Source organism: Nocardia sp. NPDC019323 (assembly GCF_044389845.1).
GTDB classification, from domain to species: domain Bacteria; phylum Actinomycetota; class Actinomycetes; order Mycobacteriales; family Mycobacteriaceae; genus Nocardia; species Nocardia implantans.
Map to the genome: position 1 here is coordinate 417,266 of NZ_JBIRYN010000006.1, position 26,419 is coordinate 443,684.

General features: G+C 67.1%; 24 protein-coding genes. 7 read left to right on the plus strand and 17 right to left on the minus strand.

Going from position 1 to position 26,419, the window contains the following annotated elements; translation table 11 throughout:
* Positions 1 to 15: 15 nt before the first annotated feature.
* Positions 16 to 1,752, minus strand: a complete 1,737-nt coding sequence (locus tag ACH49X_RS23875; protein WP_195080352.1) for an ABC transporter ATP-binding protein — start codon at positions 1,750 to 1,752, stop codon at positions 16 to 18.
* Complete coding sequence (locus tag ACH49X_RS23880; RefSeq protein WP_195080351.1) at positions 1,749 to 3,602, minus strand: ABC transporter ATP-binding protein; 1,854 nt, start codon at positions 3,600 to 3,602, stop codon at positions 1,749 to 1,751. Before ACH49X_RS23880 ends, ACH49X_RS23875 begins: the two co-directional genes overlap by 4 nt.
* A 352-nt stretch (positions 3,603 to 3,954) precedes the next feature.
* Between ACH49X_RS23880 and ACH49X_RS23885 the strand changes: the two genes are divergently transcribed.
* The 6 genes from ACH49X_RS23885 (at position 3,955) to ACH49X_RS23910 (ending at position 10,253) form a co-directional block, all read left to right on the plus strand.
* Positions 3,955 to 4,149 carry a hypothetical protein gene (locus ACH49X_RS23885; RefSeq protein WP_195080652.1) on the plus strand — a complete coding sequence of 65 codons (195 nt, stop codon included), beginning with the start codon at positions 3,955 to 3,957 and terminating at the stop codon, positions 4,147 to 4,149.
* 98 nt (positions 4,150 to 4,247) lie between these two features.
* A complete protein-coding gene (locus ACH49X_RS23890) occupies positions 4,248 to 4,700 on the plus strand; it encodes a TIGR03667 family PPOX class F420-dependent oxidoreductase (protein WP_195080350.1) in 453 nt (150 codons plus the stop codon).
* Positions 4,701 to 4,705: 5 nt separating this feature from the next.
* The gene (locus ACH49X_RS23895; protein WP_195080349.1) at positions 4,706 to 5,287 is read left to right on the plus strand and encodes a putative glycolipid-binding domain-containing protein; all 582 of its coding nucleotides are present in this window, start codon (positions 4,706 to 4,708) and stop codon (positions 5,285 to 5,287) included.
* Between the two features lie 112 nt (positions 5,288 to 5,399).
* Positions 5,400 to 6,329, plus strand: coding sequence for an RluA family pseudouridine synthase (locus ACH49X_RS23900; protein WP_357207719.1), 930 nt, complete (start codon positions 5,400 to 5,402; stop codon positions 6,327 to 6,329).
* Between the two features lie 270 nt (positions 6,330 to 6,599).
* The gene (locus ACH49X_RS23905; protein ID WP_195080347.1) at positions 6,600 to 7,343 is read left to right on the plus strand and encodes a CPBP family intramembrane glutamic endopeptidase; all 744 of its coding nucleotides are present in this window, start codon (positions 6,600 to 6,602) and stop codon (positions 7,341 to 7,343) included.
* A 399-nt stretch (positions 7,344 to 7,742) separates the two neighbouring features.
* The gene (locus ACH49X_RS23910; RefSeq protein WP_357207721.1) at positions 7,743 to 10,253 is read left to right on the plus strand and encodes a hypothetical protein; all 2,511 of its coding nucleotides are present in this window, start codon (positions 7,743 to 7,745) and stop codon (positions 10,251 to 10,253) included.
* Positions 10,254 to 10,317: 64 nt separating this feature from the next.
* Here the strand turns inward: ACH49X_RS23910 and ACH49X_RS23915 are convergent, their stop codons facing one another.
* The 3 genes from ACH49X_RS23915 to ACH49X_RS23925 all read right to left on the minus strand — a co-directional run bounded on the left by ACH49X_RS23915 (position 10,318) and on the right by ACH49X_RS23925 (position 15,347).
* Complete coding sequence (locus ACH49X_RS23915; RefSeq protein WP_357106733.1) at positions 10,318 to 12,360, minus strand: ATP-binding protein; 2,043 nt, start codon at positions 12,358 to 12,360, stop codon at positions 10,318 to 10,320.
* Positions 12,361 to 12,673: 313 nt separating this feature from the next.
* Positions 12,674 to 14,824 carry an MMPL family transporter gene (locus tag ACH49X_RS23920; RefSeq protein ID WP_357106736.1) on the minus strand — a complete coding sequence of 717 codons (2,151 nt, stop codon included), beginning with the start codon at positions 14,822 to 14,824 and terminating at the stop codon, positions 12,674 to 12,676.
* A gap of 43 nt (positions 14,825 to 14,867) precedes the next feature.
* Positions 14,868 to 15,347, minus strand: a complete 480-nt coding sequence (locus ACH49X_RS23925) for an EXLDI protein (protein ID WP_195080343.1) — start codon at positions 15,345 to 15,347, stop codon at positions 14,868 to 14,870.
* 243 nt (positions 15,348 to 15,590) lie between these two features.
* Here ACH49X_RS23925 and ACH49X_RS23930 point away from each other — a divergent pair, with 243 nt between their 5' ends.
* A complete protein-coding gene (locus tag ACH49X_RS23930) occupies positions 15,591 to 16,520 on the plus strand; it encodes an NAD-dependent epimerase/dehydratase family protein (RefSeq protein WP_357106739.1) in 930 nt (309 codons plus the stop codon).
* Positions 16,521 to 16,581: 61 nt separating this feature from the next.
* Here the strand turns inward: ACH49X_RS23930 and ACH49X_RS23935 are convergent, their stop codons facing one another.
* The 12 genes from ACH49X_RS23935 to rpsS all read right to left on the minus strand — a co-directional run bounded on the left by ACH49X_RS23935 (position 16,582) and on the right by rpsS (position 26,407).
* Positions 16,582 to 18,276, minus strand: a complete 1,695-nt coding sequence (locus ACH49X_RS23935; RefSeq protein ID WP_357207723.1) for a bis-aminopropyl spermidine synthase family protein — start codon at positions 18,274 to 18,276, stop codon at positions 16,582 to 16,584.
* Positions 18,273 to 20,030 carry an ABC transporter ATP-binding protein gene (locus ACH49X_RS23940; protein WP_357207726.1) on the minus strand — a complete coding sequence of 586 codons (1,758 nt, stop codon included), beginning with the start codon at positions 20,028 to 20,030 and terminating at the stop codon, positions 18,273 to 18,275. The genes ACH49X_RS23935 and ACH49X_RS23940 overlap by 4 nt, the downstream gene beginning before the upstream one ends.
* Positions 20,031 to 20,037: 7 nt before the next feature.
* Entirely contained in the window at positions 20,038 to 21,207 is a 1,170-nt protein-coding gene (locus ACH49X_RS23945; RefSeq protein ID WP_357207729.1) for an asparagine synthase-related protein, read from the minus strand.
* A 180-nt stretch (positions 21,208 to 21,387) separates the two neighbouring features.
* The gene (locus tag ACH49X_RS23950; RefSeq protein ID WP_157111988.1) at positions 21,388 to 21,543 is read right to left on the minus strand and encodes a hypothetical protein; all 156 of its coding nucleotides are present in this window, start codon (positions 21,541 to 21,543) and stop codon (positions 21,388 to 21,390) included.
* Between the two features lie 277 nt (positions 21,544 to 21,820).
* Entirely contained in the window at positions 21,821 to 22,399 is a 579-nt protein-coding gene (locus ACH49X_RS23955) for a helix-turn-helix transcriptional regulator (protein ID WP_357207732.1), read from the minus strand.
* A gap of 566 nt (positions 22,400 to 22,965) precedes the next feature.
* Positions 22,966 to 23,787 (minus strand): phosphatase, encoded by an 822-nt coding sequence (locus ACH49X_RS23960; protein WP_357207734.1) that lies wholly within the window; start codon positions 23,785 to 23,787, stop codon positions 22,966 to 22,968.
* 214 nt (positions 23,788 to 24,001) lie between these two features.
* Complete coding sequence (rpsQ, locus tag ACH49X_RS23965) at positions 24,002 to 24,274, minus strand: 30S ribosomal protein S17 (protein WP_043719750.1); 273 nt, start codon at positions 24,272 to 24,274, stop codon at positions 24,002 to 24,004.
* Complete coding sequence (gene rpmC, locus ACH49X_RS23970; RefSeq protein ID WP_040864843.1) at positions 24,271 to 24,510, minus strand: 50S ribosomal protein L29; 240 nt, start codon at positions 24,508 to 24,510, stop codon at positions 24,271 to 24,273. The genes rpsQ and rpmC overlap by 4 nt, the downstream gene beginning before the upstream one ends.
* Positions 24,510 to 24,926, minus strand: a complete 417-nt coding sequence (rplP, locus tag ACH49X_RS23975) for a 50S ribosomal protein L16 (protein ID WP_063021258.1) — start codon at positions 24,924 to 24,926, stop codon at positions 24,510 to 24,512. The genes rpmC and rplP overlap by 1 nt, the downstream gene beginning before the upstream one ends.
* A gap of 3 nt (positions 24,927 to 24,929) precedes the next feature.
* Entirely contained in the window at positions 24,930 to 25,724 is a 795-nt protein-coding gene (rpsC, locus tag ACH49X_RS23980; RefSeq protein WP_067808069.1) for a 30S ribosomal protein S3, read from the minus strand.
* Positions 25,725 to 26,129 carry a 50S ribosomal protein L22 gene (gene rplV / locus ACH49X_RS23985; RefSeq protein WP_039795443.1) on the minus strand — a complete coding sequence of 135 codons (405 nt, stop codon included), beginning with the start codon at positions 26,127 to 26,129 and terminating at the stop codon, positions 25,725 to 25,727.
* The gene (rpsS, locus tag ACH49X_RS23990; RefSeq protein ID WP_043719741.1) at positions 26,126 to 26,407 is read right to left on the minus strand and encodes a 30S ribosomal protein S19; all 282 of its coding nucleotides are present in this window, start codon (positions 26,405 to 26,407) and stop codon (positions 26,126 to 26,128) included. The genes rplV and rpsS overlap by 4 nt, the downstream gene beginning before the upstream one ends.
* Positions 26,408 to 26,419: the final 12 nt, after the last annotated feature.

Here is a 26,419-nt window from a genome sequence, read left to right on the forward strand (position 1 = left end):
GGACCTCGTGCCCGCCTAGGCCGGAGCCGGTTCCAGCCGCCAACCCGTCGCGCGGGAGCGCTCGTTCCAGAAGGCGGCGTAGCGGCCGCCCAGCGCCAGCAGTTCGTCGTGCGTGCCGCGCTCGACGATGCGGCCACCGTCCAGGAACAGGATCTGGTCGGCGTGCGCGATGGTGGCGAGCCGGTGCGCGACGACGATGACCGTCTTGTCCCTGGTGATCTCGTGCACGCCGCGCACAACCACCGCCTCGCTGTGCGGGTCGAGCGCGCTGGTCGCCTCGTCCAGCAATACGATCGGCGCGTCCTTCAGCAGCGCCCGCGCGATCGAGACGCGTTGCCGCTCACCGCCCGACAACGCGGTGCCGCCCTCGCCGACGCGGGTGTCGAAACCGTCGGGAAGACGCTCGACGATCTCGTCCACCCGCGCCGCTTCGGCCGCGCGCCGCACCTCGGCGTCGTCCGCCCCGGGCTTGCCGATCCTGATGTTGTCGGCCACCGACTGGTCGAACAGGTAGACGTTCTGGAAGACCAGCGACAGCTGGCTCAACAGCGTCGCCGACGGCTGGTCACGCACGTCGTGCCCGCCCACCGCCACCCGGCCGGAATCCACGTCGTAGAACCGGGCGGCCAGCCGCAGCAGGGTCGTCTTGCCCGCGCCGCTCGGTCCGACGATGGCCGTGGTGGTGCCCGCGGGAACGCTGAAGGTGACGCCCGACAGCACCGGCTCGCCATCGCGATAGCCGAAGCTCACGTCGTCGAAGATCACCGATGGCGCGCCGGGCGTGACCGGGGCGGTGGCCTCCGGCAGCACCGGTTCGGCGAGCAATTCGGTGATCCGGTCCGCGGCCGTCGCCGCCGAGCGCAGCGCGTTGCCCAACTGCGCGGCTTGATTGACCGGTTCGATGAATCGCGAGCTCACCGCGACGAGCGCGACGGCGGCGGCGGCCGAGATCGCGCCGTCGGTCACCCGGGCGACCGCGACGTACACCAGCAGCAGGAACACCGCCTGCACGAACAGCGCGAACAGGATCAGGCCCGGCACGCTGGCGAAGACCATGCGCGCACCCGCCGACCGCTGCCCGGCCAGCGCCGCGTCGAGCGCGCGGTTGCCCGCGCCCACCGCGCCGAAGGCCCGCAGGACCGGCTGCGCCTGCGCGAATTCGATGACGCGCGAATCGGCTTCGGCCGCCGCGGCGTGCAGGCGCTTGTCCGCGCCGGTGTAGGCGCGATTCGCCAGGCCGTTGACCAGATAGAGCACCGGCGCGGCGAGCAGCATCGCCACCGCGATACGCCAGTCGACCAGCAGCATGCCCACCGCGACCGCGAGCGGGACGATGACGCCGGTCAGGATCTTGGCCAGCAGGTAGGCGACCAGGCCCTGCAGTTCGCGCACGTTCTCGACCATCAGCCGTCCCAGCGGTCCGGCGTCGTGGGTCTCGAACCAGCCCAGCGGCAGCGCGTTGAGGTGGTCGCCGAGCCGGGTCTGCAATCCGCGCTGCATGCCGACGCCGACGCGCAGTCCGATCGCGGCCTGCAGGTAACCGAACACCACCACGCCCGCGACCGCGGCCAGCATGCCCAGCGCCCACAGCCACGCGCGGCCGAGGTCGTCGTCGAACAGCGCCTGCAACACCGGCACCAGCAGCAGATACGCCAGCGCCTGGCTGAGCGCCTGGGCCACGATCGCGGCGAACAACCTCGGCGTCAGGTGGGCGAATTCGGCCGGAACCAGGTCGAGTACCTTGCGAATCATCGGACGCCCTCCGCACGTTCGACGAGGGCGATCTCGCCCAGCGCCGCCTCGTTGATCTCCCACAGTCGCTGATAGGTGCCGCCCGCGGCGACCAGGCTCGCGTGCTCGCCTTGCTCCACCAGCCGTCCCCCCTCGAGCACGAGGATGCGATCCACTCCGGTGATGGTGTGCAGCCGGTGCGCGATGACCAGCACGGTGCGACCCGCGACCAGAACTGCCAGCGCGTCCTGCACGGCGGCTTCGGATTCCGGGTCCGCGAAGGCGGTCGCCTCATCCAGCACCAGCACCGGGGTGTCGGCGAGCAGGGCGCGGGCGATGGAGAGCCGTTGCGCCTCGCCGCCGGAGAGGGTCGCGTCGACGCCGATCTCGGAGTCGTATCCGCGTGGCAGCGCGACGATCCGGTCGTGGATCTGCGCGGCGCGGGCCGCCTTTTCCACCGCCGCGTCATCGGCGTCCGGATGGGCCAGGCGCAGGTTCTCCCGGATGGTCCCGCGGATCAGCCGCACATCCTGGAAGACGAAACCAACGGTGCGATAGAGCTCTTCGCTCGGGAAGTCACGAATATCCCTGCCGCCGATGGTGATCCGGCCCGCGCCCACGTCGTAGAAGCGCGGCAGCAGTTTGGCCAGCGTCGACTTGCCGGAGCCGCTGGGGCCGACCAGCGCGGTGATGGTGCCCGGCGCGAGTTCGAGATCGATGTCGTGCAGCACGTCGTGGCCGCTGCGGTAACCGAAGCCGACGCCTTCGAACCGGACCAGTCCAGCGGGCGCGGAGGGCGCCGCATCGGATGCGTGCGCGTCGGTGCTCAGTTCCGGCGTCTGTTGCAGGTCGTAGAGTCGTTGCGCCGCGACCGCCGCCGCGCGCAACGCTTGCGCGCCGTAGCCGAGGTTGAGCAACGAACTGCCGAGGCCCAGGCCGACCAGCAGGAACGGCAGCACGTCCAGCGGCGGCACCCAGTCCAGACCCACCGCGGCCAGCCCGGCGAAGACCACGACCAGCATCACGAACACCGGGGTGACGACGATGTCGGAGGCCGCCTGCACCTTGATGATCGGCGTCTTCAGCCGGTCGACGCTGCGCGCCTGGTGCTCGACGGCGTCCTGGAAGACGCTGTGCGCCTTGCCCGCCTGGCCGAACGCGCGCACCACCTGGATGCCGTCGACGAACTCGATGGCCGCTTCCTTGGTGCGCTGCTCGGAGCGGGTGTAGACGACGTAGCGGTCCCGGCCGTCGCGGTCCATCATCCGGCTGTAGAGCACGGCGTAGGCCAGGATCGGCAGCAGCAGCACCAGGGCGAGCCGCCACTGCACCGTGACCAGGTAGCCGAGGGTGACCAGCGGAACGGTGAGCGCGCCGACGAACTCCAGCCGCGCGTGCGCCACCAGGTAGTGCAGCGCCTCCACGTCGTCTTGCAGGTATTTCTTCACCTCGCCCGAGGTCCGCTCGCCGAACCAGCCCAGCGGCACCCTGGTCAGCTTGGCGGCCAGTGCCCGCCGCACCGCGAGCTGGTAACCACTGTCGACCAGATGCGTCCAGGTCAGCGCACCGGCCTGGAGCAGGGCGCGGGCCAGCAGCACCACCGCGGCGACCGCGAGCAGTCGCCAGACCCGGCCGGTGTCCACGGGTTGATCGAGCAGTGCGCGGCACACTTCGACGATCAGCACGAACGGCGCCACCGCGCACACCGACGCGACGGCCATGACGACGCTCGCGGCGGCCAGGTGCCCGCGCACGGGCGCGAGGATCTCCTTGCGCGCCCGCGCCTCCCGCCGCTTGTGTTCTCTGAGCACCGCCTTCGGCGGCCGGTTCCCCGTGTCCGCCACCGGCAGCGGCGCGGCCTCCACCGTCATCTGTCCTCGTCTCTCGCCCGTCCCGGCGTTCGTTCCCGATTCGCCCCATACTCACACAGAAGGGGTTATTAAGGAAGGTTAGGCTAAGTTACTTTAGCCCGTCCGGCGCTCCGGCCCCACACCCGCCTCGCGGCCTCGTACGCGAGATCCACCCCGAGGGTGCGGCCCACACCAGGCGTTGTCTTTCGCGACTTATTTCGTCAATGTGCGAAAACTACTGCGAACCCTCTGTTTTCGAATTCTCGACGCGCTCGGGAAACCTTCATGAACGAACCCGCGTCCTGGCGCGATAGCCCCTGCGCATCGCTAACTTCCCATGCAAGCGAAACCATCGGACACAGGGGTGACGAATATGTTTGGCGCAGACACCCTTTCGATTCTGTCCAATTGCGCGAAAGACCCTGGCGAACTCACCGCGAATCAAGCGCACCGCGCCATGCAGGTGCACCTGGACTGCGGCGTCGAGATATGCCGGGTCCGCAGGCGCGCACGCAGGACGCTGGTCGAAGCCCGGCTGATGGTGCTGGACGAACGGGCCACGCCGTGACGGCCACACCGTGGTCGCCGCGACGAGTTCCCCCGGTGTCGGAGCGGCTGTCGTCCGTGCGGCGGAATCGTCACGGCAGCGGTGGCGTTGTCCTTGCCATGACCGCAACGGCATCCGATCGCTCCGCCGCCCCCGTCGTCGATACCGAGACCGAATTCGGCGCGAGAGTCGCCGCGCGACTGAACCGCGAGTCCGTCCTCTGGCTGACCACCGTCGGCCCCACCGGCACACCGCAGCCCAACCCCGTCTGGTTCCAGTGGCGCGACGGCGAATTCCTGATCTTCAGCAAGCCCGGCCAGCCGAAGGTGCGCAACATCCAGCGCAACCCTCGGGTCGCGCTGAATCTCAACAGCACCGCGACCGGCGGCGACGTGGTCGTGCTCACGGGCACCGCGCGCGTGGTCGAGCAGCGCCCCGGCGCGGCGGAGATCGACGCCTTCACCACGAAGTACGCCGACGGCCTCCGCTCACTCGGGATCACCGACGAGCAGTTCTACGCCGAGTACTCCGTCGTGCTGCGTGTGACGCCCGATCGCCTGCGCGGATTCTGATCCCGATGATGTTCGCGCCGCCGCCACCCACCGCCGCGTGGCGGCATCGCACCGCCCGCGAGGGATTCGAGGTGGCCTATTTCCGGGTCACCGAGCAGGGCGTGCTGATCGACGGCTGCACCACAGCCGTCGAGGACGGCTACCCCTGGGTGGTGGACTACCGGATCGCACTGGACACCGAATGGCGCACACGCCGCGCTCAGGTGGCCGTGCGCAAGCCCGGCGGCTGGAACACGCTGGTGCTGGAGTCCGATGGTGCGGGCTCCTGGCTGCTGGACGGCATGCCCGCGCCGCTGCTCGACGGCTGCCTGGACGTGGACCTGGAGTCCTCCGCGCTGACCAACGCGCTGCCGGTGCACCGGGCCGCGCGGGAGATCGGCGACAGCGCGGACGCCCCCGCGGCCTGCGTATACGCCTCCGGCGCCGCGGTAGCCCGGTTGGAGCAGCGCTACGTCCGCGTGGCCGACGGCGCGCACGGGCCGCGTTTCCAGTACACCGCCCCGGAGTTCGACTTCGCCTGCACCCTCGACTACGACAAATCGGGCCTGGTGCTCGATTACCCCGGCATCGCGATCCGCGCACACTGAGCCCGCGACCCCGGGTCACGGACCTGCGGTCAGGCGTACCTCCGCCTCGGCTCCGGCCATGCGCGGACCGAGGACGGACGACGTCCGACCGCGCCTATTAAGGTCGGTACCGATGAGAAGGCGGCAACAACCGCCGTTGCCGAAGCGGCACGGCTTGGACCCGGCCCGGTTGCGACTGCCGGAGCAGGGCCACTGGGCGACCATCCGGGACCATCTGGTGGAACGCCTGCCCCGGGTGTCTCCTGCGCGCATCGATGAGCTGCTGCACGCGGGCGGCATCGTCGACCTGGAGGGTCCGATCGCCCCGGACTCGCCGTACGTGCCCGGCGGCGCGGTCTGGTTCCATCGCGATCTGCCCCAGGAGACGGTGGTCCCGTTCGACATCCCCGTCGTCCATCGCGACGACGACATCCTGGTGGTCGACAAGCCGCACTTCCTGGCCACGATCCCGCGCGGTCAGCACATCCTCCAGACCGCGCTGGTGCGGCTGCGCCGGGAGCTGGACCTCCCCGACTTGGTTCCGGCTCATCGGCTCGACCGCGTCACGGCCGGACTGGTGCTCTTCGTCGTCGATCCCGCCCGCCGCGGCGCGTACCAGACCATGTTCCACAAGCGCACCGTGCGCAAGGAGTACGAGGCGATCGCCCGATTCGATCCCGCCCTCACACTGCCCCGCGTGGTGCGCAGCCGGATCATCAAGGAGAAGCAGGTGCTCGCGGCCCAGGAGGTGCCAGGCGAGCCCAACGCGGAGACCGAGATTGAACTGCTCGAGCACCGCGACGGACTCGGCCGCTACCGCCTGCGCCCGCACACCGGCCGGACCCACCAGTTGCGCCTGCACATGAACAGCCTCGGCATCCCCATCCTGGGTGACGATTTCTACCCGGTGCTCACCGACAAGCCGGTCGACGACTTCACCAGGCCGCTGCAACTGCTGGCCGCCTCGCTCGAGTTCACCGATCCGGTCACTCGCGAGCCACGCCGTTTCCAAACCACCCGCACGCTCCAGGCCTGGACCGATCCGCACGGGTGGGCCGGCTGAGGAATCCACGATCCGCCCGCCGTTCGGCTGAACCAGCGGAGCCGCAACCGGCGCTCGCCCGGGCAGCGCCACCGGACGCGGATCGGCTCAACGCCGTACCTGCCCGGACGAGCGCCGCCCCGCTCCCCACACACGGCTCTCCGGCGCCCGCCTCGCCATCCACGCGAGCGCCGTCCCCCGCCGCCCGCGACGGCGGCGGGAAAGTGATCGATCCAGCAATAGCGCCGCAATCTATGGTGAACGTGTTCTTGTTCCGTAGACTCGGTCGAGATGTCTGAGCCGGACCTAGCAGCACCGCCCCGCCCACGCCACAGACTGCACGCCTACATCGACGTCGCCGTGGTAGTGATGGTCTTGGCGGGCACCAATCTGATCGCGCATTTCACCACCGCGTGGGCGAACATCGTCACGGTGCCGATCGCGGCGATCGCCTTGCTCGCGCTGATGCGCAGGCGCGGCCTCGGCTGGTCGGAACTGGGCCTTTCGCCCCGGCACTGGCGGCGCGGCTCGCTCTACGCGCTCGCCGCGGTGGCAGTGGTCCTCGCAGCCGTCGCGATCGGCGCGGCGCTGCCCATGACCCGTCCGTTCTTCCTGGCCGATCGCTACGCCACCGTCTCCGGCGCGTTGATCGCCTCGATGATCGTCATCCCGCTGCAAACCGCGATCCCCGAGGAACTGGCCTTCCGCGGCGTACTGCACGGCACCCTGCACCGCGCCTACGGCGCGCGCGGCGTGTTCGCGGCGGGCTCCCTGCTGTTCGGCCTCTGGCACATCGCGTCCTCCCTCGGCCTCACCTCTGGCAATCGCGGCCTGAGCGAGTACGTCGGCGGCGGCGTGACCGGACAGATCGCAGGCATCCTGCTCGCCGTCCTCGCGACGGCCGCGGCGGGCGTCGTGTTCACCTGGCTGCGCCACCGCAGCGGCAGCCTGCTCGCCCCGATCGCCCTGCACTGGTCGGTCAACGGCGCGGGCGCGTTGGCCGCCGCCATCGTCTGGCACACCACGCTGCGTTAGTTCTGTCGCGACTTGTCGTCGCAAACTTCGCCGGCGGCCACGAACGGCGGTCCCGGTCTTGCTTCGCGCTGAAACGCGCGGTGACCGGCCGCCGTCGCTCCGCGTTCCCCTCGGGCTCGAGCGCGCGGGCGGCAACCCCACGCGGCGGAATTCGCGTGATCGCTCTGCGCGCATTCGAACTGAGTTTCGACACGCGGAGACCAACGATAAAAGCGCCGCTCATGCGGATATTCGCGGCGAGGTGCGAATTTTGCCTGTTCGGCGTGTCGCCTTCCCCCCGGGAGACCGCTACGTTGACCACGGGAACAGGTCGGTTTAATCTCACTTCGATCACACATATGTTCGAGCAATCATGTCTCCACCGCTACGACATGAGACCTGCTCTTGGGAAGGCTCGCGATGCCCGACGAACCCTCGAACGGTAGTTCCGAGATTGCCGCGCTGGCTCAGCAAGTCGAGACCGCGCGCGGCAAATTGCCCCTGCAGCTCGATCCGGCGTTGCTGGAGGTGCTCTCCGAACGCGAGATCGCCGCGGAGCGTGAGTTGGCGGAATGGATTCGCGCGCGCCGCCGAGAGCAGCGGCGCAGGGCGATCGAGGCGGAGCTGGCCACCGAGCGGCGCGACCGGAAGTCGGCCGCGGCGTTGCGCCGCGCGGAGGAGGCCGACGCCCGCTGGCATCGGCGCGCGCTGGCCGCACGGCGGCGGGCCTCCAGCCAGGACGCGCGCTTGGCGCAGCTCTACCGGCGTGCGGAGTGGTCCTCGCGCGCCTTGATCGCCGTCGTCGTGCTCGGCATGGTCTGGGCCGGTGTCAACGTGCAGCACAATCTGGTGCCCAGCGGTGACATGTCCGACCCGCTGTACTGGTTGAGCTACGGCATCGAGGCGATGATCTCCATCCCCGTCATCACCATCATGGTCGCGGCGACGACCGCGGCGCGCTGGGGCCGGGAGCTGGCGCGCGGCAAGGTGATCTTCTTCGAGGCGGCGCTGCTCGGCACGACCGTCGCCCTCAACACCGGACCGCATCTCGCCGCGGGCGACCTCGGCCGCGCCGCCGAGTACGCGATCGCCCCGGTGATGGTCGGCGTCGTGATCTGGTTGCACGCCTGGGTTTCCGCGCGGTACGCCGTGCTCATCGACGGAGCGCCGGTGATCGATCCCGACCCGCGCACCGTCCGGGTCGATGCGCGATTCGCTGCGGGTATGCCGGAGAACGGTGACTACCAGCCGATTGCGGCGACGAACAGCCGCCGCTTCGCTACGGAAGGCGATACCTACGCCGCACCCGTGACCGATGGTCGCTACGACGCGAATCCAGGAACGCGAACCGAACATCGGGGCACTCCCGCCGGGCGTGAAACGCCGGTCTGCGCCACTGTCCAGGACAAGACGACGGACGCTCGTCCCGACGAGTTCACCCACCCGGCCGCAGCGGCCGCCCCTGCCCCGGCTCACGCCCACCGGAAGTCGGCGGCCGACGATCATCCGGCCGAACCACCGATCGGCGGCCATCCGATCACCGTCGACCGCACACCGCCCACGACGGCGGACGCCGTGGACAGCGAAATGTACGAAGGTTCCGCCGCCTCGGGCCCGACCGATGCGCGCAGGACCAACGGTCACGCCGTCGATACGCCGATCAACGGCCATCCCGTCACCCTCCCTCGGACGGGGACGGTCCCGGTGGACAGCGAAACGCACACTACCGCTTCGCACTCCGCCGACGAGCAATCACGCAACGGCCATGAGGCCGTCACCGGTCCGAATGGCGCCGCGCTCTCGCGTCCTCGCAACGGCCACTCGCACGACCTGCCCGTGAACGGCTACCCACTGCCGATCCACGGCGAAACCAACCGGACGCCCACCAACGGAAACGCGCACCCGCACACCAACGGGCACGCTTCGCGCCCTGCCACCAACGGCCACATCATCCCGGCGAGCCCTGCCGACGGCACCGTGCGGTATTCGAGTGGCGACGGGAACACCGCCCACCCCAGCACCGACGATGCGTTCCACACGACCGGTCACCCGCGGGTCAACGGGCACGATATTGCTTCGGCAGCCAACGGTCACTCCACCGAGATACCCACCAGCACAGTGCCTCCTGCCGACCCAGTCGACAAGCACACCGAGCCGCTCGTCATCAAGCACCCCACGGACGCCGTCGCTGCCGACGAAACCCCAGCGCCACAGTCTCACCCACTCGATGTCGAGCGTGGAACGTCGAGTCCAGCAGAAGCGCCCGCGTCCGACAGCCAGCTCTCGCAACCAGCGGCACAGCAGATTTCACTCGCCGACCTGCACGACGGCTTCGCGTTCCGTGAGCACCCGTCGGCAGGCGCGAACGGTGGCGCGTCACCGCACGCGTCTACCGATCGAGACGGCCGTTCGATCGAGCGAGCGCATCACGGAGACGAAGTCCGGCACCCTGGCTCCACCGAACCCATGCGCACACCGCCCCCAGCGACTGCCGACACTGCCGCTCAGGTGCACCCGAACGCCACCGCACCGCGCGCGAAACGCGGAAAGTCGGCGACCGCCGAGCAGAACGACCGCTCCGCCGACACGGAGAGCGAACAATTGGCGCTCGAGGAAGCCCCCGAGCCCTCGCGTCCGCGCGTCGAACCCATACCCGTCCTCGAGGCGGACGACGACGAGGACGATGAATTCCCCACCGAGCCCGAGGAAGCCGACACCGACGACGACGAGATCTCCGCGATCGCACGCGCCATCACCGGCCGCCGCCTGTCCCACCTCCCGATCGAGGAGGTCAGAGAGATCCTGACGCTAGCCGACCAGGGCGGCTCCACCCCCGCCATCGCCAACGAACTCGGCCTCCCCCGCTCCGCCGTCACCCGAGTCCTGGACTCAGCCCTCAAAGTCCACCGCCCCTACGCAACCATCGTCTGAGCGCTTACCTAGGGCCTTGCGCCTCAACACAACTCGCTTACCGGATAACCGCCATACTCGGCGGTCAGCTCGACGGCAATCCGAGCTTGTCGAAAAACGCTCGATTACGCTCTGTTGCGGCGTTGACGAGCCTGTCGAACGACATGACCTCTATGTACGCCTTGGCCGGCTCGTTGAAGCCGAAGAAGCCAAGGCCGTCATGAGTCCGCCGCAAGTTCGCATACTCGCACCTGTTCACCAGTGTCGGAGTCAGGTCGGCGAGGATATAGCAGAATGCCGGCGAATCCTGTGACGCCGGGATCGGACGTCCTGCAGCGGTCACTACACCGCCGCTTCGCACGCGCTTCACGTAGTCGAGCGACTGAAGGATTGGGTCCTTGTCTTCCGACACGTCGTTCCGCATCGGCCGCTTGATCTCGACCACGACGATCGAGGCCAATGGCAACGTCTCACCCTCCGCTGCCAGCACCGGCGTGTCGATGAGTCGGGTTGAAAGAATGTCCGGTTCCCTCGTCGACTCCGAACCCGTGATCGGCATGCTCTTGAGCGTTTTATCGGAGGCGAGGTAGTCGTGGAAAGCCAGCCGCTCGTCGATGATCCACAGATTGGCCGCGTCGGTGCCGATCTCATTCGAGTCTGTGCGCATAGGCATGAGCAGCGAGTGGATAGCGTCCTCTCGAGAATACCTGCCCTGCTCGTTCGTCCTGATGAGCTTGGACAATAGGTCGAGAATCACTCTACGGCGGGAGACATACGCCGCCAGGTCGGATTGATTGATGTCCCTGACTTTGTCGAGGTACTGGTTCAAGCGTTCCCGGTATTCCTCCAGGGGAGCGAAGCCGGCCTCTGCGAAGATCGCCTGGCCTTGAGTGATGGTATCGGCCTCCAGCTTCTGTAGATTGCGATGAAGCAGGAGTTCGAGGTCTGCATCCTTGATCGACGGGTCCACGGTCACACCGAGTGACTCGAGCCTGGAAAGGACCGGGCGATACCGAGGCGCGTGGTTGCTGACGAACTCGAGGACTCGCAGCTTGCCTGCGTCGCGGGCTGCGGCGAGTGAGTCGGCAAGGAGCTGTTCTACTTCCCGCAGCACGCCCGAACGGATATCTTCCAGCGAGATATCGTCTTCCAACGTCGGATCCGCCAGTCGTTCGTTGATGTCGAACGCGGTGCGATCAGCTCGAACGTGGGCGTCCAGAAAATCGGACGACAGGTAGCAGACATATGTGAACTCGGTTGCTGAGTCGTCCTTCAGCCTTCCGTACAGCCCTGGGACCTTCCCGGTGAGGTTTTCCTCGACAACGACGCGGTTGGCCGCACACCAGTACAGCCGAGGCGTGAAATTGCGTGTCGAGGACTTGAGGCGAAGATTGACCATGTCGAACTTTTTGCCTTTGACCTCGACGGCGGTCTGAGGCAACTCGGAGAAGACGAATTCTTCCATCAGTTTCGCCAGCGAGATCGCATCCTCGTCATCGACGATCGTCACGTCAGGGGCGCCGCCGGGCCTGAGGAAGTACCAAATGCAGTGTTCGAACACCGCACGGGCGATGGTCTCGCCCGTCTTCGGCGCGCTTCTCTGGAAGGCGTCTTTGAATCCGTCCAGATGGACGACTGTGCCTGGTTCATCGAAGCACTCCGGCGCCTCGTCGTGCTCGACTTCGCGGTCTACGGAGAACTTGAACTGCCGTGCGCGAAGATCGCCGTCGTCGTCGAGGTACGTACTCCGTATCGAAATCCTGTCGAACGCCTTGAGCCAGAGCAGGCGTCCTACGCCGCGGCAACCCATCTCCGCCTTGTAGTCACTGTCCAGTGTCTCGAACGAGCTCATGTTGGCTGGGGTGAATCCCACGCCGTTGTCCTCGATGAGAAATCCTGCTATCGGTTTCAGCGTCACACGGCCCGCGTCGGACAAGTCGAAGTCGAGCTCATCCTGTCCGCTCCGCCGGATCGTAACCCGAAGGTGGCCGTGTTCGGTGTCCTCACCAAAGCGTGCATCGATCGCTTGCAGACCGTTGACGACGGCCTCCAGCAGCGGCAACAGCGAATGGCTTTTAGGGAGGCTGGTATTCCGTACCCTGCCTGCCAGAGAAGTTGTCAGCGCCATCATGCCCTCCCTCGATGCTGTGAAGCCCCACTCTAGCGGGGCGCTGCTTGATATCCCAGGCAGCATGGCCAGTTGGCGGAAAGAAGACAGGACTCGTCAGCACCGACGAAACGGGACGTCTTACGAGGAAATCTCGCGCCACTACTTCATTAGCCGACTCTTCACTCGAACCGGGTGGGTAGTGCCGTAGTTTTCGCAATCGGTGATCGTCGCACTACGAGCGTTATCGAACGAAAAGCTGTGCGCCCAACGATATGGGCGCACAGCTCTATTCCGATCTCGCGAGCGTCGGTGGTGAACGCTCCGGCTTCGATCAGCCCTCGCCGACCGAACTCCCGACGACCTCCCGAGACTCCCGCCCCGCCCCACCGGGCTTCTCGTCCCCGTGCCCAGGCCACCACGCCTTGTGCCCGATCAGCGCCGTGAGCGCGGGCGTGAAGAACATCGCCATGACGAAGGCGGCGATCGCGATGCCCACCGAGATGGCGAAGCCCATCTGCGCGAGGACGTTGTTGCCCGCGAGCATCATCGACGCGAAGGTGCCCGCCAGGATCACGCCGGCCGCCGCGATGGTCGGGCCGGTGTGCCGCACCGCCAGCGCCGCGGCCTGTTTCGGTTCGTTGCCCTCGCGCGCCTCTTCCCGCAACCGGGCGACCATGAGGATGTTGTAGTCGGTGCCCAGCGCGACCACGAACAGGTACATGATCACCGGCAGCGTGAAGATCAGGCCGGTCTCGCCCCGGAAGTGCTGGAACACCAGCACCGCCGCGCCGAGCGTGGCGGCGAAGCCGAGGAACACCGAGGCCATCAGGTACCACGGCGCCACCAGGCTGCGCAGCAGCAATCCCAGCACGATCATGATCAGGATCGCCGCCACCGGGAAGACGATCGAGTAGTCACGCGCCATCGCCTCTTGGAAGTCGACGAAGACCGAAGTCAGACCGCCCACCGCGGCGGTGGCGCCTGCGGGCGCGGCCGAATGGGCGACATCGCGCAGGGGGCCGGAGACGGTGTCCAGCGCGGCGTCCGATTCCGGTGCGGCGTCGAGCGTCACCGCGAAGTCGGCGATCGACTTGTCCGTGGACAATTTCGGCTCGGCCACCTGACCCACGCCCGGCACCGCGGCCAGCGCGGCGCGATAGGCGGTGAGTTGGTCGGCCGCCAATTCGCCTGCGCCGGACTGCAACAGGACGTCCGTCGGCTGGGTTGTCCCGGCGGGCAGGCCCTTAACCAACTCCTTGCTGTAGACGACGGATTCCGAGGCCTCCGAGGTCGATCCGGAGCTGAGGTCGAACGTCGGGTGGAACCCCAGGGCGAAGATCCCGAGCACCACCAGCACTCCGCCGGAGACCGCGGCGAACAGACCGGGCCGCCGGCCGAGCGCGTTGCCGATCGCGGTGAACCGCGCCCCCTTCGGCTCGGTGCGCCACGCCTTCGACGGCCAGAACACCTTGGTGCCCAGCAGCGAGACCACCGCGGGAACCAGCGTCAGCCCCGCCGCCAGCGCGACCGCCACCGCGATCGCCAGCGCCGGTCCCATGGCGCGGAACATGCCGAGGGTGGACAACACCAGCGCCATGAACGCGATGATCACCGCGCCCGCCGCCGACGTGATCGCCTCACCCACCCGCGTGACGGCGCTGACCATGGCGGTCTTCGAATCCTCGCCGGCTCGCAGCCGCTCCCGGTAACGGAACATCAGGAACAGGATGTAGTCGGTGCCGACGCCGAACAGCACGACCACCAGGATGGCGTTGATCGATGCGTCGATCTGCAAGTCGAAGGCCTTGGCGACCACGGCGATCAACCCGCTGACCATGCTGGAGATCGCGCCGATCACGACGATCGGCAGCAACGCGATCACGGGGCTGCGGAAGATGATCAGCAACAGCACCAGGATCAGCACGACGGTGGCGATGCCGACGATCGCCAAGCCCTTGTCGCCCGATTCCCGCTGATCCAGCACCTGCGCCGCTTGGCCGGTGATGCCCGCCTTCAGCTCGGTGCCCGCGACGCGGTCCTTCAACTCCTTGCGCAGCGCCTTGACCGCGTCGCCCTGCGTGGTGTCGTTCGGATTGGTCACCTTCGTCATCTGCACCGCGATGATCTGCACCAAGCGGTTCTGTGACGGCGGCGTCGGTTGTATCCCGATGACGTCCTTGATCTGCGCCTCGCGCAGGCCGTTGCCGATCGAGACGACCGAGGCGGCGTCCGCGTCGGTCAACGGCGCGGCGTCCTTCCGGGCGAACACGATGATCGCGGCGGGAGCCGAGCTGTCCGGGAAAGCCTTCTGCTGCAACTCCAGCGCTTGAATCGACTCGTAATGCGAGGGTAGGAACGCGGATTGGTCTGTGGTGGATTTCAGCTCCGGCGCCGCGGCCACCACCGCGATGGCGAGCAGCACCCACAGGCCGATCACCTTCCACGGATTGTGGACGACCACGGCCCCCAGTCGTGCGAACATCTGCGAATAGATCCTTTCCGGAAAGTGGAAAAGCGGCGGTATCTCAGATCTGCAGGTCCTGCGAGTTCGGGTTCTCGGCCACGTCGACGACCGTCCGGTAGATGTGCTCCGGAATCCGGCCGCGCAACTCAGCGGGCGAGTCCACGATCTCCACCGTGTAATCGCCCCACTCACGCTCGCCGCTGCCCGGCCGCAGCAGCTCGCGCCAATTCTTCCATTCGGTCCAGTCGATCGCGACCGACATTTCGCGCCAGTCCGACTCCCGGCGGTGCACCACGAATTTGCCCTTGCGGCTCACATAGACCCGCACCACGTTCATCCCGGCTTTGCCGTATTCGCGGGATTCGCCGAGCAGCCTGCCGAAGAACCGCTGCTGCCGTCCGCCTCCCGGCCCCACGCGCAACACGATCTGGCGCAGCTCCTCCGCGTCGCCCGGCTCGGCCGATTCCTTCACGATGGTGACGCCGTAGGCCGGAGCCTCGACGGTCTCCGCATCAAGCGGCTTGTTCGGATCACTGGTCATAACTGTCCCCGTTTCATAGATCAGTGCGCATGTGGGCATGCGTCTACCGTGGACCGGCCCGCTCTACCGATGCGGATTCGATGCTCCCGGACCCTCCGGGCCGTCATCTCACTATAAGTAGATGTATACGTATAGCGCAAGACCTGCCAGCCTGCCCGAACACCGAACCGCTCGCCTACTCGACCAGTCCGACCGGCCGGACGTTGTCCAGGTGCTACCCCCACTCGATGACAAGATCGTGTGGTGCGAGTTCTCGTGACCGGAGCGAACGGATATCTCGGCCGGGCGGTGGTGGAACTGCTGGCCGGGGCCGGGCACGAGCCGATCGCGATGGTGCGCGCGAGGGGTTCGGCCCTGCGGGCGGTGACCCGGGTCGCCGACCTGCTGGACGAGGCCGGGCTGCGCGAAGCGCTGGAGGGGGTCGAGGCGGTGTGCCATCTCGCCGGGCTCACTCGGGCCCGGGAGTCGACGGCCGATCCGCTGGGCTACTTTCGCGTCAATACCGGCGGGACCGTCGCGTTGCTGGATGCCATGGCCGCCGCCGGAGTGTCGCGGATCGTCTTCGCTTCGACCGGATCGATATATGGAACTCCCGAACGACAGCCGATGACCGAAGGTCTGCCCGACGCACCGCCGCATCCTTACGCGGCGAGCAAGCTGGCGGCCGAGTGGGCGATCAGTTCGCAGGCGGGCGCCGGTCGCTTGTCCGCTACCGTGCTGCGCTTGACGAACGTAGCCGGTGGCGCGGACCCCGATCCGACGCGTTTGGTGCCCCGGGCGTTCGCCGCCGCGATGAACGGCTCGGCTCTGGAAGTCAACGGCGACGGCAGCGCGGTGCGCGACTACCTGCACATCGCCGACGCCGCGGCCGCTTTCGTCGCGTGCGTCGAAAGTATGCCGCCGAACGGCGAATGGCGGCGCTACCTCATCGGCAGCGGCCGCGGCAGCAGCATCCTCGACGTCGTCGCCGCGGTCGAACGACAGACCGGCCGCCGGATCCGGCTGACCCACCGGCCGCCTGCGCCGGAACCGGCCGCCCTCATCAGCGATCCCACCAAGGCGACGAACGAACTACCGTGGCGTCCTCGCCATTCCGACATCGAAACGATCGTTCGCGATACCTGGCATATCGCCCGGTCCGACGAGACCAAAGGATCACCCGGCCCGTCTTGATCGCTGCGATCCCACCATCGCCCGCGAACCAGCCCTTCCGAGCGCATCACTCCCGCGCCGGTCAACCGTGCGCGAGTGCGTGCATCGACGCGCGCGCATCCGCCACCACCGTGGCGACGTCGTGGCGGGCGAGTTCGATCAGCGGCAGTCCGAGCAGCTTGCTCTTCGACGCCGTCGTCTGCACCAGATCTCTCGCCTGCCGCTTGGTCAGCTCGGTTTCATCTGATGCATGGCGAATCAACCCGTCTCGCCACACGTTTCCGACTTTGCCGTGCGCACGGCTCAACAGGAAACCGACGACCGCGTCGTCCGGGCCGGCAGCGTCGACCGCCTCCGCCCGCACGATCAGATATCCGGCTCGCGGTGTATCTCGGACGATTCGCAGCGCGTACTTGGCGGATACCAGCGAAGACAATCGCTGCAGGGACCGAGCGTCGCGCACGTCGGGATGCGAATCGGGCACCACGGCGACCACCTCGCGGCAGTTGGCGGCCAGCAAGACCCGCAGCAGCCAGCCGCCGGGGTCCTTCGCCAAGTTCGCGACGACAGTGCAGAGTCCACGCCGACTGTGCGCGGCGGGTATGCCGTTGGCGAGCAACGTGTCCAGCCCGACTTTCGCCCGACCTTCGGCACTGCCACCCCATCCGTCGCCGACCAGCACCGTGGCCTCCCCCGTGGTCTGCTCCAGCAGGTACTTTACGAACTCGCCGTCGAGCTGCCCGGTACCTCCTTCGAGGGATTGCGGACCGTGGGTATAGATGTTCGCAGCGACGCCGCCTTGCGCGGACTCGAGCGAACGCCAGGTCCGCGAGGTCGGCCTGCACACGTACCAATCGGCCGAACTCCCGACCGCCTGCGCACCGAGATACCGGTTGAATCTCGGCAGCATCGCCTCGGTCGCCAGATGCAGATCGCGGACGGTGTTCTGCACCTTGAGCCCCAAGGCGGGTTGCCGTGCGCTGAAGCCGTAAGCCATGAGAATCCGCGAATTCTCTTTGTCGCGAAGGCCGGCAAGACCTCGGGCGAGGAAAAGCTTGATGCCTTCCGGCGTGTAGGGCGGATCCGTCACCGCGAGATCGGCGGACCGTGCGGCGGCTGTCGGCAGGCCGAGACGAAGATCGGCGAACAGGCACTGCACCTCGTTGGGCAGGTGCGCGGTCTCGGTATCGATGAACTCGAGAATCCGTTCGTCCAGATCGACCACCGTGATACTCGCCCGCGGGCACACCAGCGCGGTGGCGATCGAGGTGAGATCGTGATCGCCGACGAAGAGAATCCGCGACCCGGCCAAGTCGAAAGTGGAATCCATCCACAGCGCCCGCCGCACAACGGTTTCCGCTGTGGCCGAGACGTGGTCGATGTCCTGGCGCGAAGCAGGCGCCCGCTCGATCAGGTCCCGCACGATCCGGATGGTGTCGGCGTACTGCGCCATCCGCGCCGCCAGCGGATCGGTCAGCACGGTACTCCGCAATTGCGGAAAATCGAATCGCGCGGCGTAGCTTTCCACCCGCTCGCCGCGCAGCCGGAAGGTTTCCCCTTGATACTCCAGGTCGTCCCCCAGCGCCGACAAGACCTCTTCCACGGTCCGCCGCGGGACGGCCGTCGACCGCACCAGCGAAGCGAGCGTGTGCTCCTCCGTGCCGACCGCGTAGACGACTTCCCGCAGCTGACGTCCGGCCACACCGGCAGCTTCGACAACTGCGGCCACCCTCTCGATCGCCAGACCCCCACTGTCGAGACGGTTGTTATCGGTCACGTCCTCACGATAGTGGCCGGTCCACCTCGCATCGACGTCGGGAGCCGGTCGTACACCTCCGCATAACCACCCGCGGCGGCCACGCGCCCGTCCTCGATCACCACGATCTGATCGGCCGCCTGAACCGTGGAAGGCCGGTGCGCGACGACCAGCACGGTGCACTCCTGCGCGAGGCGCCGCAAGTTCTCGGCGATCAGATCCTCGGTGATGCCGTCCAGATGCGCGGTCGGCTCATCGAGCAGCAGCAGTTCGGGCCGCCCGAATACGGCCCGCGCGATCGCGACGCGCTGCCGTTCACCGCCGGACAGCGACGTCCCGTGCTCGCCGACCGGTGTGTCCAGGCCTTCGGGGAGACGTTCGAGCAGATCGGCCAGGCCCGCCATTTCCACGACCTGCTCCAACCAATTCTCTGCGGGCTCCCGCGTGCCATAGCAGATATTGTCGCGCAGCGTTCCGAACATGATCGGAGAATCTTGCTCGACGAGGCCGACTCGTGCGCGCCAGTCACTCAGGGAATGCGCACTGTGCGCGTCGCGCCCGTTCAACACGATCGAGCCTTCGGACGGATCGTAGAATCTGGCGAGCAAGCTCAGTATCGTGCTCTTCCCTGCGCCCGAACGTCCGACGATGGCGACCATAGTGCACGGCGCGACACGAAAATCAATGCCGCGCAGCACGGGCCGGTCCCCGTAGCTGAATCGAACATTCCGCAGAATCAGGCCGGACGTTTCAGAAGGACGGTTCGCCCCACCCGGCCGATCCGTTTCAGGTTGCCGATCCGTCTCGGCGGGAAGATCGAGGACCGTGTCCACCCGCTGGAGCGCCGCGAGTCCCGTCTGCAGTGCCCGTCCGAAATCCAAGAGCCCCATCATCGGCGCGGACAAATAATTCACATACAGCAGGAAAGCGACGAGTTCGCCGATCATCATCTGATCGCTGGAGACACGCTGCAAGCCGACGACGATCACGACGACGAAGGAGGCGTGGATGCCCATTTCGATGGCGGGCGATATCGCCGAGCTCAACCGAGCCGCCCGCACGTTGTGCTGGTAGATCTCACCGGCCACCCGCGACAATCGGTCCGATTCCCGCTCTTCCATTCGATGGATGCGAACCATGCGCACCGCGCTGAGTACCCGCTCCAGGTCGGAGGCGAGCGCACCGGTGCTGTCCTGCGCGGCCGTCACGGCCCGGCGAATGCCTTTCAGCGCACCGGCGACGACGAAGCCGGCGGCGAACACCAAGGTCAGCACGATGACGGCGAGCAGAGGGTCGAGCCACAGCAGCATCCCGATTCCGCCGATGATGATCACACCGTTGACGGCGGCGCCGACCACGTCATAGACCAACGCGTCGCGCAACAGGGTCGTATCGGTCGTCGCGCGCGAAATCAAGTCGCCGAGCCGCTGCTTTGCGAGCACGGCTAAATCGACCCTGATCAGGCGATCGACAAGGGCTCTTCGGATGCGAAGGATCATGCGCTCCCCCGCTTGATCGAGCCGGAACAGCGCGTAGGCCTGCAGGATGGCCTGGGCGAGGAAAACCGCCACCAGCAGCACGAGAAACAGGACTACCGAATTCTTGGCGATCGCCCGGTCGATGGTCCAATTGACGATCATCGGCTGCAGCAACCCGAGACCCGCCGCGAGCAAGGCCGCCGATCCGGCGAAAGACAATCTGATCCGATTGCCTTTGGTCCAAGCGAGCAGATCCCGCAGCGAAGTTCGCGCCGGCGTGTCCACTGTCGAATTCATGATCCCGTCAATCCACGATCTCGTAGCCGAGATCAATCGCTTCGGCAAGCCACAGCTCGACTTCCATGATACGGGTGGCTACCATCGGATCAATTTCTTTGCGCAGCGCCCCCGCGTCGAGGATTCCGCAGTCCACCAGCGTGTCCGCTGCGAGTACCTCGGTATCGACACGATCCAGGATCGCTCGGGAGAATATCTGCTTCTCCGTGGGCAGGTATGGCACGGCCTCGGCCGGCAGCAGCTTGACGACCTGCGACTTCCTCCGCCAGTACGCGCACGGGTAGCCAGGGTCGTACCGCATGTGCAGGGGCAGTCTGCGGGCGTCGGCGACGAATCCTGGTTCCAGGAAGGGATCTTCGGCGCGGACCAATCCTGGAGTGCGCAGCCTCTGATGCGGATAGAGGCTGCTCCAGGCATCCATCGTCGCGAAGGTGGCGTGGTGGTGCTCGTGCATGGCGACCAACGATCCGATCCAGGACCCCGCCCATTCGTCGGCGAGGCCGCGGTAGGGCTCTCGCAAGAAGTCGTGCGACGGGTTGCGGCACAGTTCGGGCCAGGATGAGGCGAGATAGAGCATCGCCCGCTTCCGCTTCCGTTCGAACGCGGCCCGCAGCGCGACGGCTTCCAGCTTCGCCGTGGAGTAGTGCTCGCCCGGATGATCGCGCCAGTAGCCGGGAAGGTCACGCCACCGGCCCGCGCGCAACAGCTCGAGGGTGAGGAATTGCGTACTTCCCAGCAGTTCGTCGGAGCCGTCGCCGGAGAGGATGACCTCCGCGCCCGCGGCATGCGCGAGCTCGGCGACAACGCGGTTGGCGTCCGGCAGCGCGTCCAGCCGCGGACCTTCCGGGTGCCACTGCGGGCGGCCTGCCGGCCTTTGCGACAGCGGGGCCGTGCGCAGTTCGCAACGCAGATCGAGACCGCGCAAAACCCGCTCGATGACCGGGATGTTGGACCGGCCCCGATCGTCGATCATCTCGATGGCGACCGCCCTCACCTTCCGCTCGTCGCCGAAAGCGCGTACGGCGTTGACGAGGACCGCGAGCGAGTCGAGCCCGCCCGACGTGGACACGGCGATATCGGCGCTGTCGCCGACCACACGTTCGATGGCCGCGACGAATTCCGCGCGCAGGTCTCGCAGGCTCCGGTCGGGCGCGGGCCACGGCTGCTCGAGCACCATGTCCGGCTCGTTTTCGAATGGATGCGTTGGGCCGAACTCGCCTCTGATCGCGGGGAGGGCGAGCCAGAGCGCCAGCTTTCTCCGCGAAATGCTATTCGTCAGCACGATGATATTCCCCCCTTTACAGAAGGGAGGCCTGCCCGGTCCGAGCGGACCTGGGCAAGCCTCCGGAGTTCCGCCCTACTTGGGCGCCTTCTGCAAGGACTTCACGGTCTCCGCCAGAGCGACCATGTTGCTCTGAATTCCCTCCGCCGCGGTGCGGTCGTAGGCATCGGCACGACCGCCGCGCACGCCCTTGCCGTGGGTGCCGTCGCCGGGGCTGCTCTTCTTCGCCATCGATATCTCCTTCATCAATTTCTTCGGTGCGTCCGGTTGATTCAACCGAGCGCCGATTCCCATGAAACCCGGACCAGAATGAGGTTTCAATGATTTCGAATCGGACGATACGGATGTACGAATGGATGCTGGGAGTATTCGAGCACCGACACGGTTTTGCACAGGAATTGGACGGATGCGCGAGCCGCTTTGCCCGCGGCGTGCCGAAACGCGAGCCGGGGGCCGCAGCGTACTGCGGCCCCCGGCTTCGATGAAGCGTTCACACCCACCTACGCCATCACGCACCCGCGCGGTAGGCGAACCGGTAGGCCGTCCGCACACGGCCGCCGAAGTGGTAGTCGATCACGTCGATGACGAAGTCGACATGCCTGGTCAGGTACTCTCCCTCGGGATGCTCCTCGACCGCGCTGCGCAGCGCAGCCAGGCATTCCGCGACCACGCTGTCCAACTCTGTGGCTTCCGCCGAGCCCGGCGCGGATGGATCGCCGGTCGACTGGCCGCCGAAACCGTCGCACCGACCGCGCGTCCGCGCGGAGGCTTCGGAATTGCTTCTCGAATTCCAGGTGATGCCACTCCGCACATTGGATAGTCCGATCGCCCGTTCACGACGCGCCATGGACAGTAGTTCGAGTAGTTTCCCCCCACCGCCGAGGACTTCGTCGGCGCGTTCGGCGAATTCCGAACTAGGCCATCGCTCGGCTTTCTCTATTTTCGCCACAGTCGATCCGCTGTGCATCAGCAGGCGCCCCAGCTCGACCTGTGATAAATTGCGCGATATTCTCAATCGCCGCAATTCCGCCCCGAATCTGTGTTGTGCCGACTGGTCAGGATTCAATTTCTTCAACGCCCGCCCCATGATCATCCTTCGCGAGATCACTGATTTGTCACTTAGCCGAACCGCCACAATGACCTATCGAGCCTCCTCCCACTCGAAAAGAATGCGCGACTTTCTCGCTTGTCGCCCCCGTTACGATGGTGACGCACACGCCGAGGCCGGACATCTCGAACGCGGCCGAACCGCGCGCCCGCCACTCGTTCGATACCGCCGCGCGCCGCCCGCCGCGGCAGAGCCGCCCGCACTCGCGATCAGTTCGCGACGCTCACGGGGGCATCACATGCCGACATCGACAGACCGAGGTCGATCCGACCTCCGGATCGCGGAGGAGCGCTCCCCCGCGCAGGCGTGCCCGATACGCTCGAACCGACATCCCACCCCCTTGACTGCGGCCGCCCATACTCGAGGCATGCTCGCCCGTGCGGGGCTGGAGTCTCCCGTCTCCTGCACACCTCACCTCCGTCCTGGAGTCGGCCCACCGTCCACAATAGACGCAAATACCGGCCGAGCGGTTCGCCGAACAAGCCGAGATTCGTTGGCGCCCATGGTCCGAGCGGCGAAGCCTTGGCCGCGACACACGGTCGGCGTTACCCGCCGAGCCCCGCGCGGTCGAGCAGATACGCGGTCAGAGGCCGGTAGTGGCCGGGGTGGACGCCGTCGTCGATGGGTACCGTGACCGCGATCTTTCCCTCGGCCTGACCGGCGAACAGAGCGGGGTCATTGCTGTCGGCGAATCCGACGGTGTCGATACCCGCCTCGCCCGCCGCTCCGGCCCAGCCGTGGTCGGCGATGACCAGACCGGGCCATCGGCCGGTCGCGGCGTCGCGCAGTTCCCGCAGAACCGCCCGCATCGGATGCGGGTCGTGAGTGTGCCGCAGCGTGCCGTCGGCGGCGAGCGCGGCGACTCCTGAGGTGTAGACGATTTCGCGATGCTGCGGACCGAAGGGCGTGCCGGCCCGGTAGGACCACCCGGCGGCAGGGGTGAGCACCGCACAGCCCGCCGCCCGCAGCGCGTCTTCGACGGCGCGATAGACGCCCATCAGCGTGTCCGGATGCCCGGTCGCCAGGATCACCGTCTCCCCGCGGCGGGCCGCGAGCCCGATCCGCTCTCCCATCGCGTCGAGCGCGTCGAGCGTCAGGTCGACGTCGATGGTGTCCGGACCTCGCGTATGACGCGGATCGGCCCCGACCCCGCACAGACGCGCCATCATCTCCAAGGTCTCGGCGAACGTCCAATCCCGCAGCGTCAGCCCGAACTGGTACCCCGGGTCTTTGTTCACCATCTTGCGATAGTTCGCGAGATTCCCTTCCCGAGGCGTCGCGACATCCCCCGCGATCCGCGTCTTCAGCAGATGGTCCCGCAGCCGCTCCCGGTCACCGGGCCGGTCGGGTCGAGTCGCTTTCCCCACCGCTCATACCTCCGCATCGGCCGTCGGCGCCAGCGATCGCGGTTTCGGTCCGGCCGGGACGCCGGTGCGCTCGATCGCTACCCGCAACACGAACCCGACAGTACCGATCCAGGGGTGTACCGCAGCGTAATTCCCGGACGCGCCCGGACACGGCGAAGGCCCGCCTCCCGGAACGGGAAGCGGGCCTTCGGGTTGCACGCCGTGGCAGGAAGGCTTACTTGGCCTTCTCCAGGACCTCGACCAGACGCCAGCGCTTGGTGGCCGACAGCGGACGGGTCTCCATCAGCTGAACGCGGTCGCCGATGCCGGCGATCTCGTTCTCGTCGTGCGCCTTCACCTTCGAGGTGGTGCGAATGATCTTGCCGTAAAGCGGGTGCCGGTTACGGTCTTCCAGCTCGACGACGATCGTCTTGTTCATCTTGTCCGAGACAACGTAGCCGACCCGCACCTTGCGGGTGCCGCGCTGCCCTTCTGCTTTGTCGCTCATGCGGCATCTCCCTTGCCAGCGGGTCCGGTGGCCAGACCGAGCTCACGCTCACGCATGACCGTGTAGATGCGCGCGATCTCGTGACGGACGACGCGCAGACGACGGTTGTTGTCCAGCTGACCCGTCGCCATCTGGAAGCGCAGGTTGAACAGCTCTTCCTTGGAGTCGCGCAGCTTGGCCACCAACTCCTCTTCGGTGAGCTCGCGGAGCTCTGCGGCCGGTGTTCCGGTAGCCATCAGAACTGCTCCTCCCTGGTCACGATCCTGCACTTCATCGGGAGCTTGTGCATCGCGCGACGCAGGGCCTCGCGAGCGGTCTCCTCGTTCGGGTAGCTCATCTCGAACATCACGCGACCGGGCTTGACGTTCGCGACCCACCACTCCGGCGAACCCTTACCCGAACCCATACGGGTCTCGGCGGGCTTCTTGGTCAGCGGGCGATCCGGGTAGATGTTGATCCAGATCTTGCCGCCACGGCGGATGTGGCGAGTCATCGCGATACGCGCCGACTCGATCTGCCGGTTGGTGACGTAGGCCGGCTCCAGCGCCTGGATGCCGAAATCGCCGAACGCCACCGAGGTGCCGCCCTTGGCCGTACCGGAACGGCCCGGGTGATGCTGCTTGCGGTGCTTCACCTTGCGAGGCATCAGCATGCGTCAGCCCTCCTGTGTCTCTGCCGGAGCGTCGGCCACCGCGGTGGCGGCGCGCCCGGCCTCGGTGCTGGTCGCCGTGGTGCCGGTCGAACCGGACCGACGCGGGCGGCTCGGCCGCTCCCGGCGCGGACGCTCGGGCGCGGCGGCAGCGGCGGCGAGCTCACGCTTGCCACCGACGATGTCGCCCTTGTAGATCCAGACCTTCACGCCGATGCGACCGAAGGTGGTCTTGGCCTCGTAGAGGCCGTAGTCGATGTCGGCGCGCAGCGTGTGCAGCGGCACCCGACCCTCGCGGTAGAACTCCGAGCGCGACATTTCGGCGCCGCCGAGACGGCCCGAGCACTGCACACGGATGCCCTTGACGTTCGGCGAACGCATGGCCGACTGGATGGCCTTGCGCATCGCGCGACGGAACGCCACACGGTTGGACAGCTGCTCGGCGACGGCCTGGGCCACCAGCTGCGCATCCGACTCGGGGTTCTTCACCTCGAGGATGTTCAGCTGCACCTGCTTGCCGGTGAGCTTCTCCAGCTCGGCGCGGATGCGGTCGGCCTCGGCGCCGCGGCGGCCGATCACGATGCCCGGACGCGCGGTGTGGATGTCCACCCGCACGCGGTCACGGGTGCGCTCGATCTCGACCTTGGCGATGCCGGCCCGCTCCATGCCGGTGGCCAGCAGCTTACGGATCGCGACGTCTTCCTTCACGTAGTCCGCGTACTGCTTGTCCGCGTACCAACGCGATTTCCAGTCGGTGGTGATACCGAGGCGGAAGCCGTGGGGGTTGATCTTCTGTCCCATTTACTTTGCCCCTCCCTTCCGGCGGTTACGAGTGGCTCCACCGGCGGTGGGGATGCTCTCGACCTCGATGGTGATGTGGCTGGTGCGCTTGCGGATGCGGAACGCACGGCCCTGGGCACGCGGCTGGAACCGCTTCAGGGTGGCGCCCTCGTCGACGTACGCCGTCGAGATGACCAGCGTGGCCGGGTTCAGGCCGAGGTTGTTCTCGGCGTTGGCCGCGGCGCTGGCGACGACCTTGGCGACCGGCTCGCTCGCGGCCTGGGGCGCGAACTTCAGCAGGGCGAGGGCATCCTCGACGCGCTTGCCGCGGACCAGGTCCACGACCCGGCGTGCCTTCATCGGGGTGACGCGAACGTGCTTGGCGGTCGCGCGCGCAGTCGGGTTCTGAGTCTCGGTCGTCGTCATCGCCGCTTGCTCTTCCGGTCTTCCTTGACGTGGCTCTTGAACGTCCTGGTCGGCGCGAACTCACCGAGCTTGTGCCCGACCATGTTGTCCGAGATGAACACCGGCACGTGCTTGCGGCCGTCGTGCACCGCGAACGTGTGCCCGATGAAATCGGGGATGATGGTCGAACGACGCGACCAGGTCTTGATGACCTGCTTGGTGCCCTTCTCGTTCTGCACGTCCACCTTCTTCAGGAGGTGGTCGTCGACGAACGGGCCTTTCTTGAGGCTGCGTGGCATTTCTTACCTCCT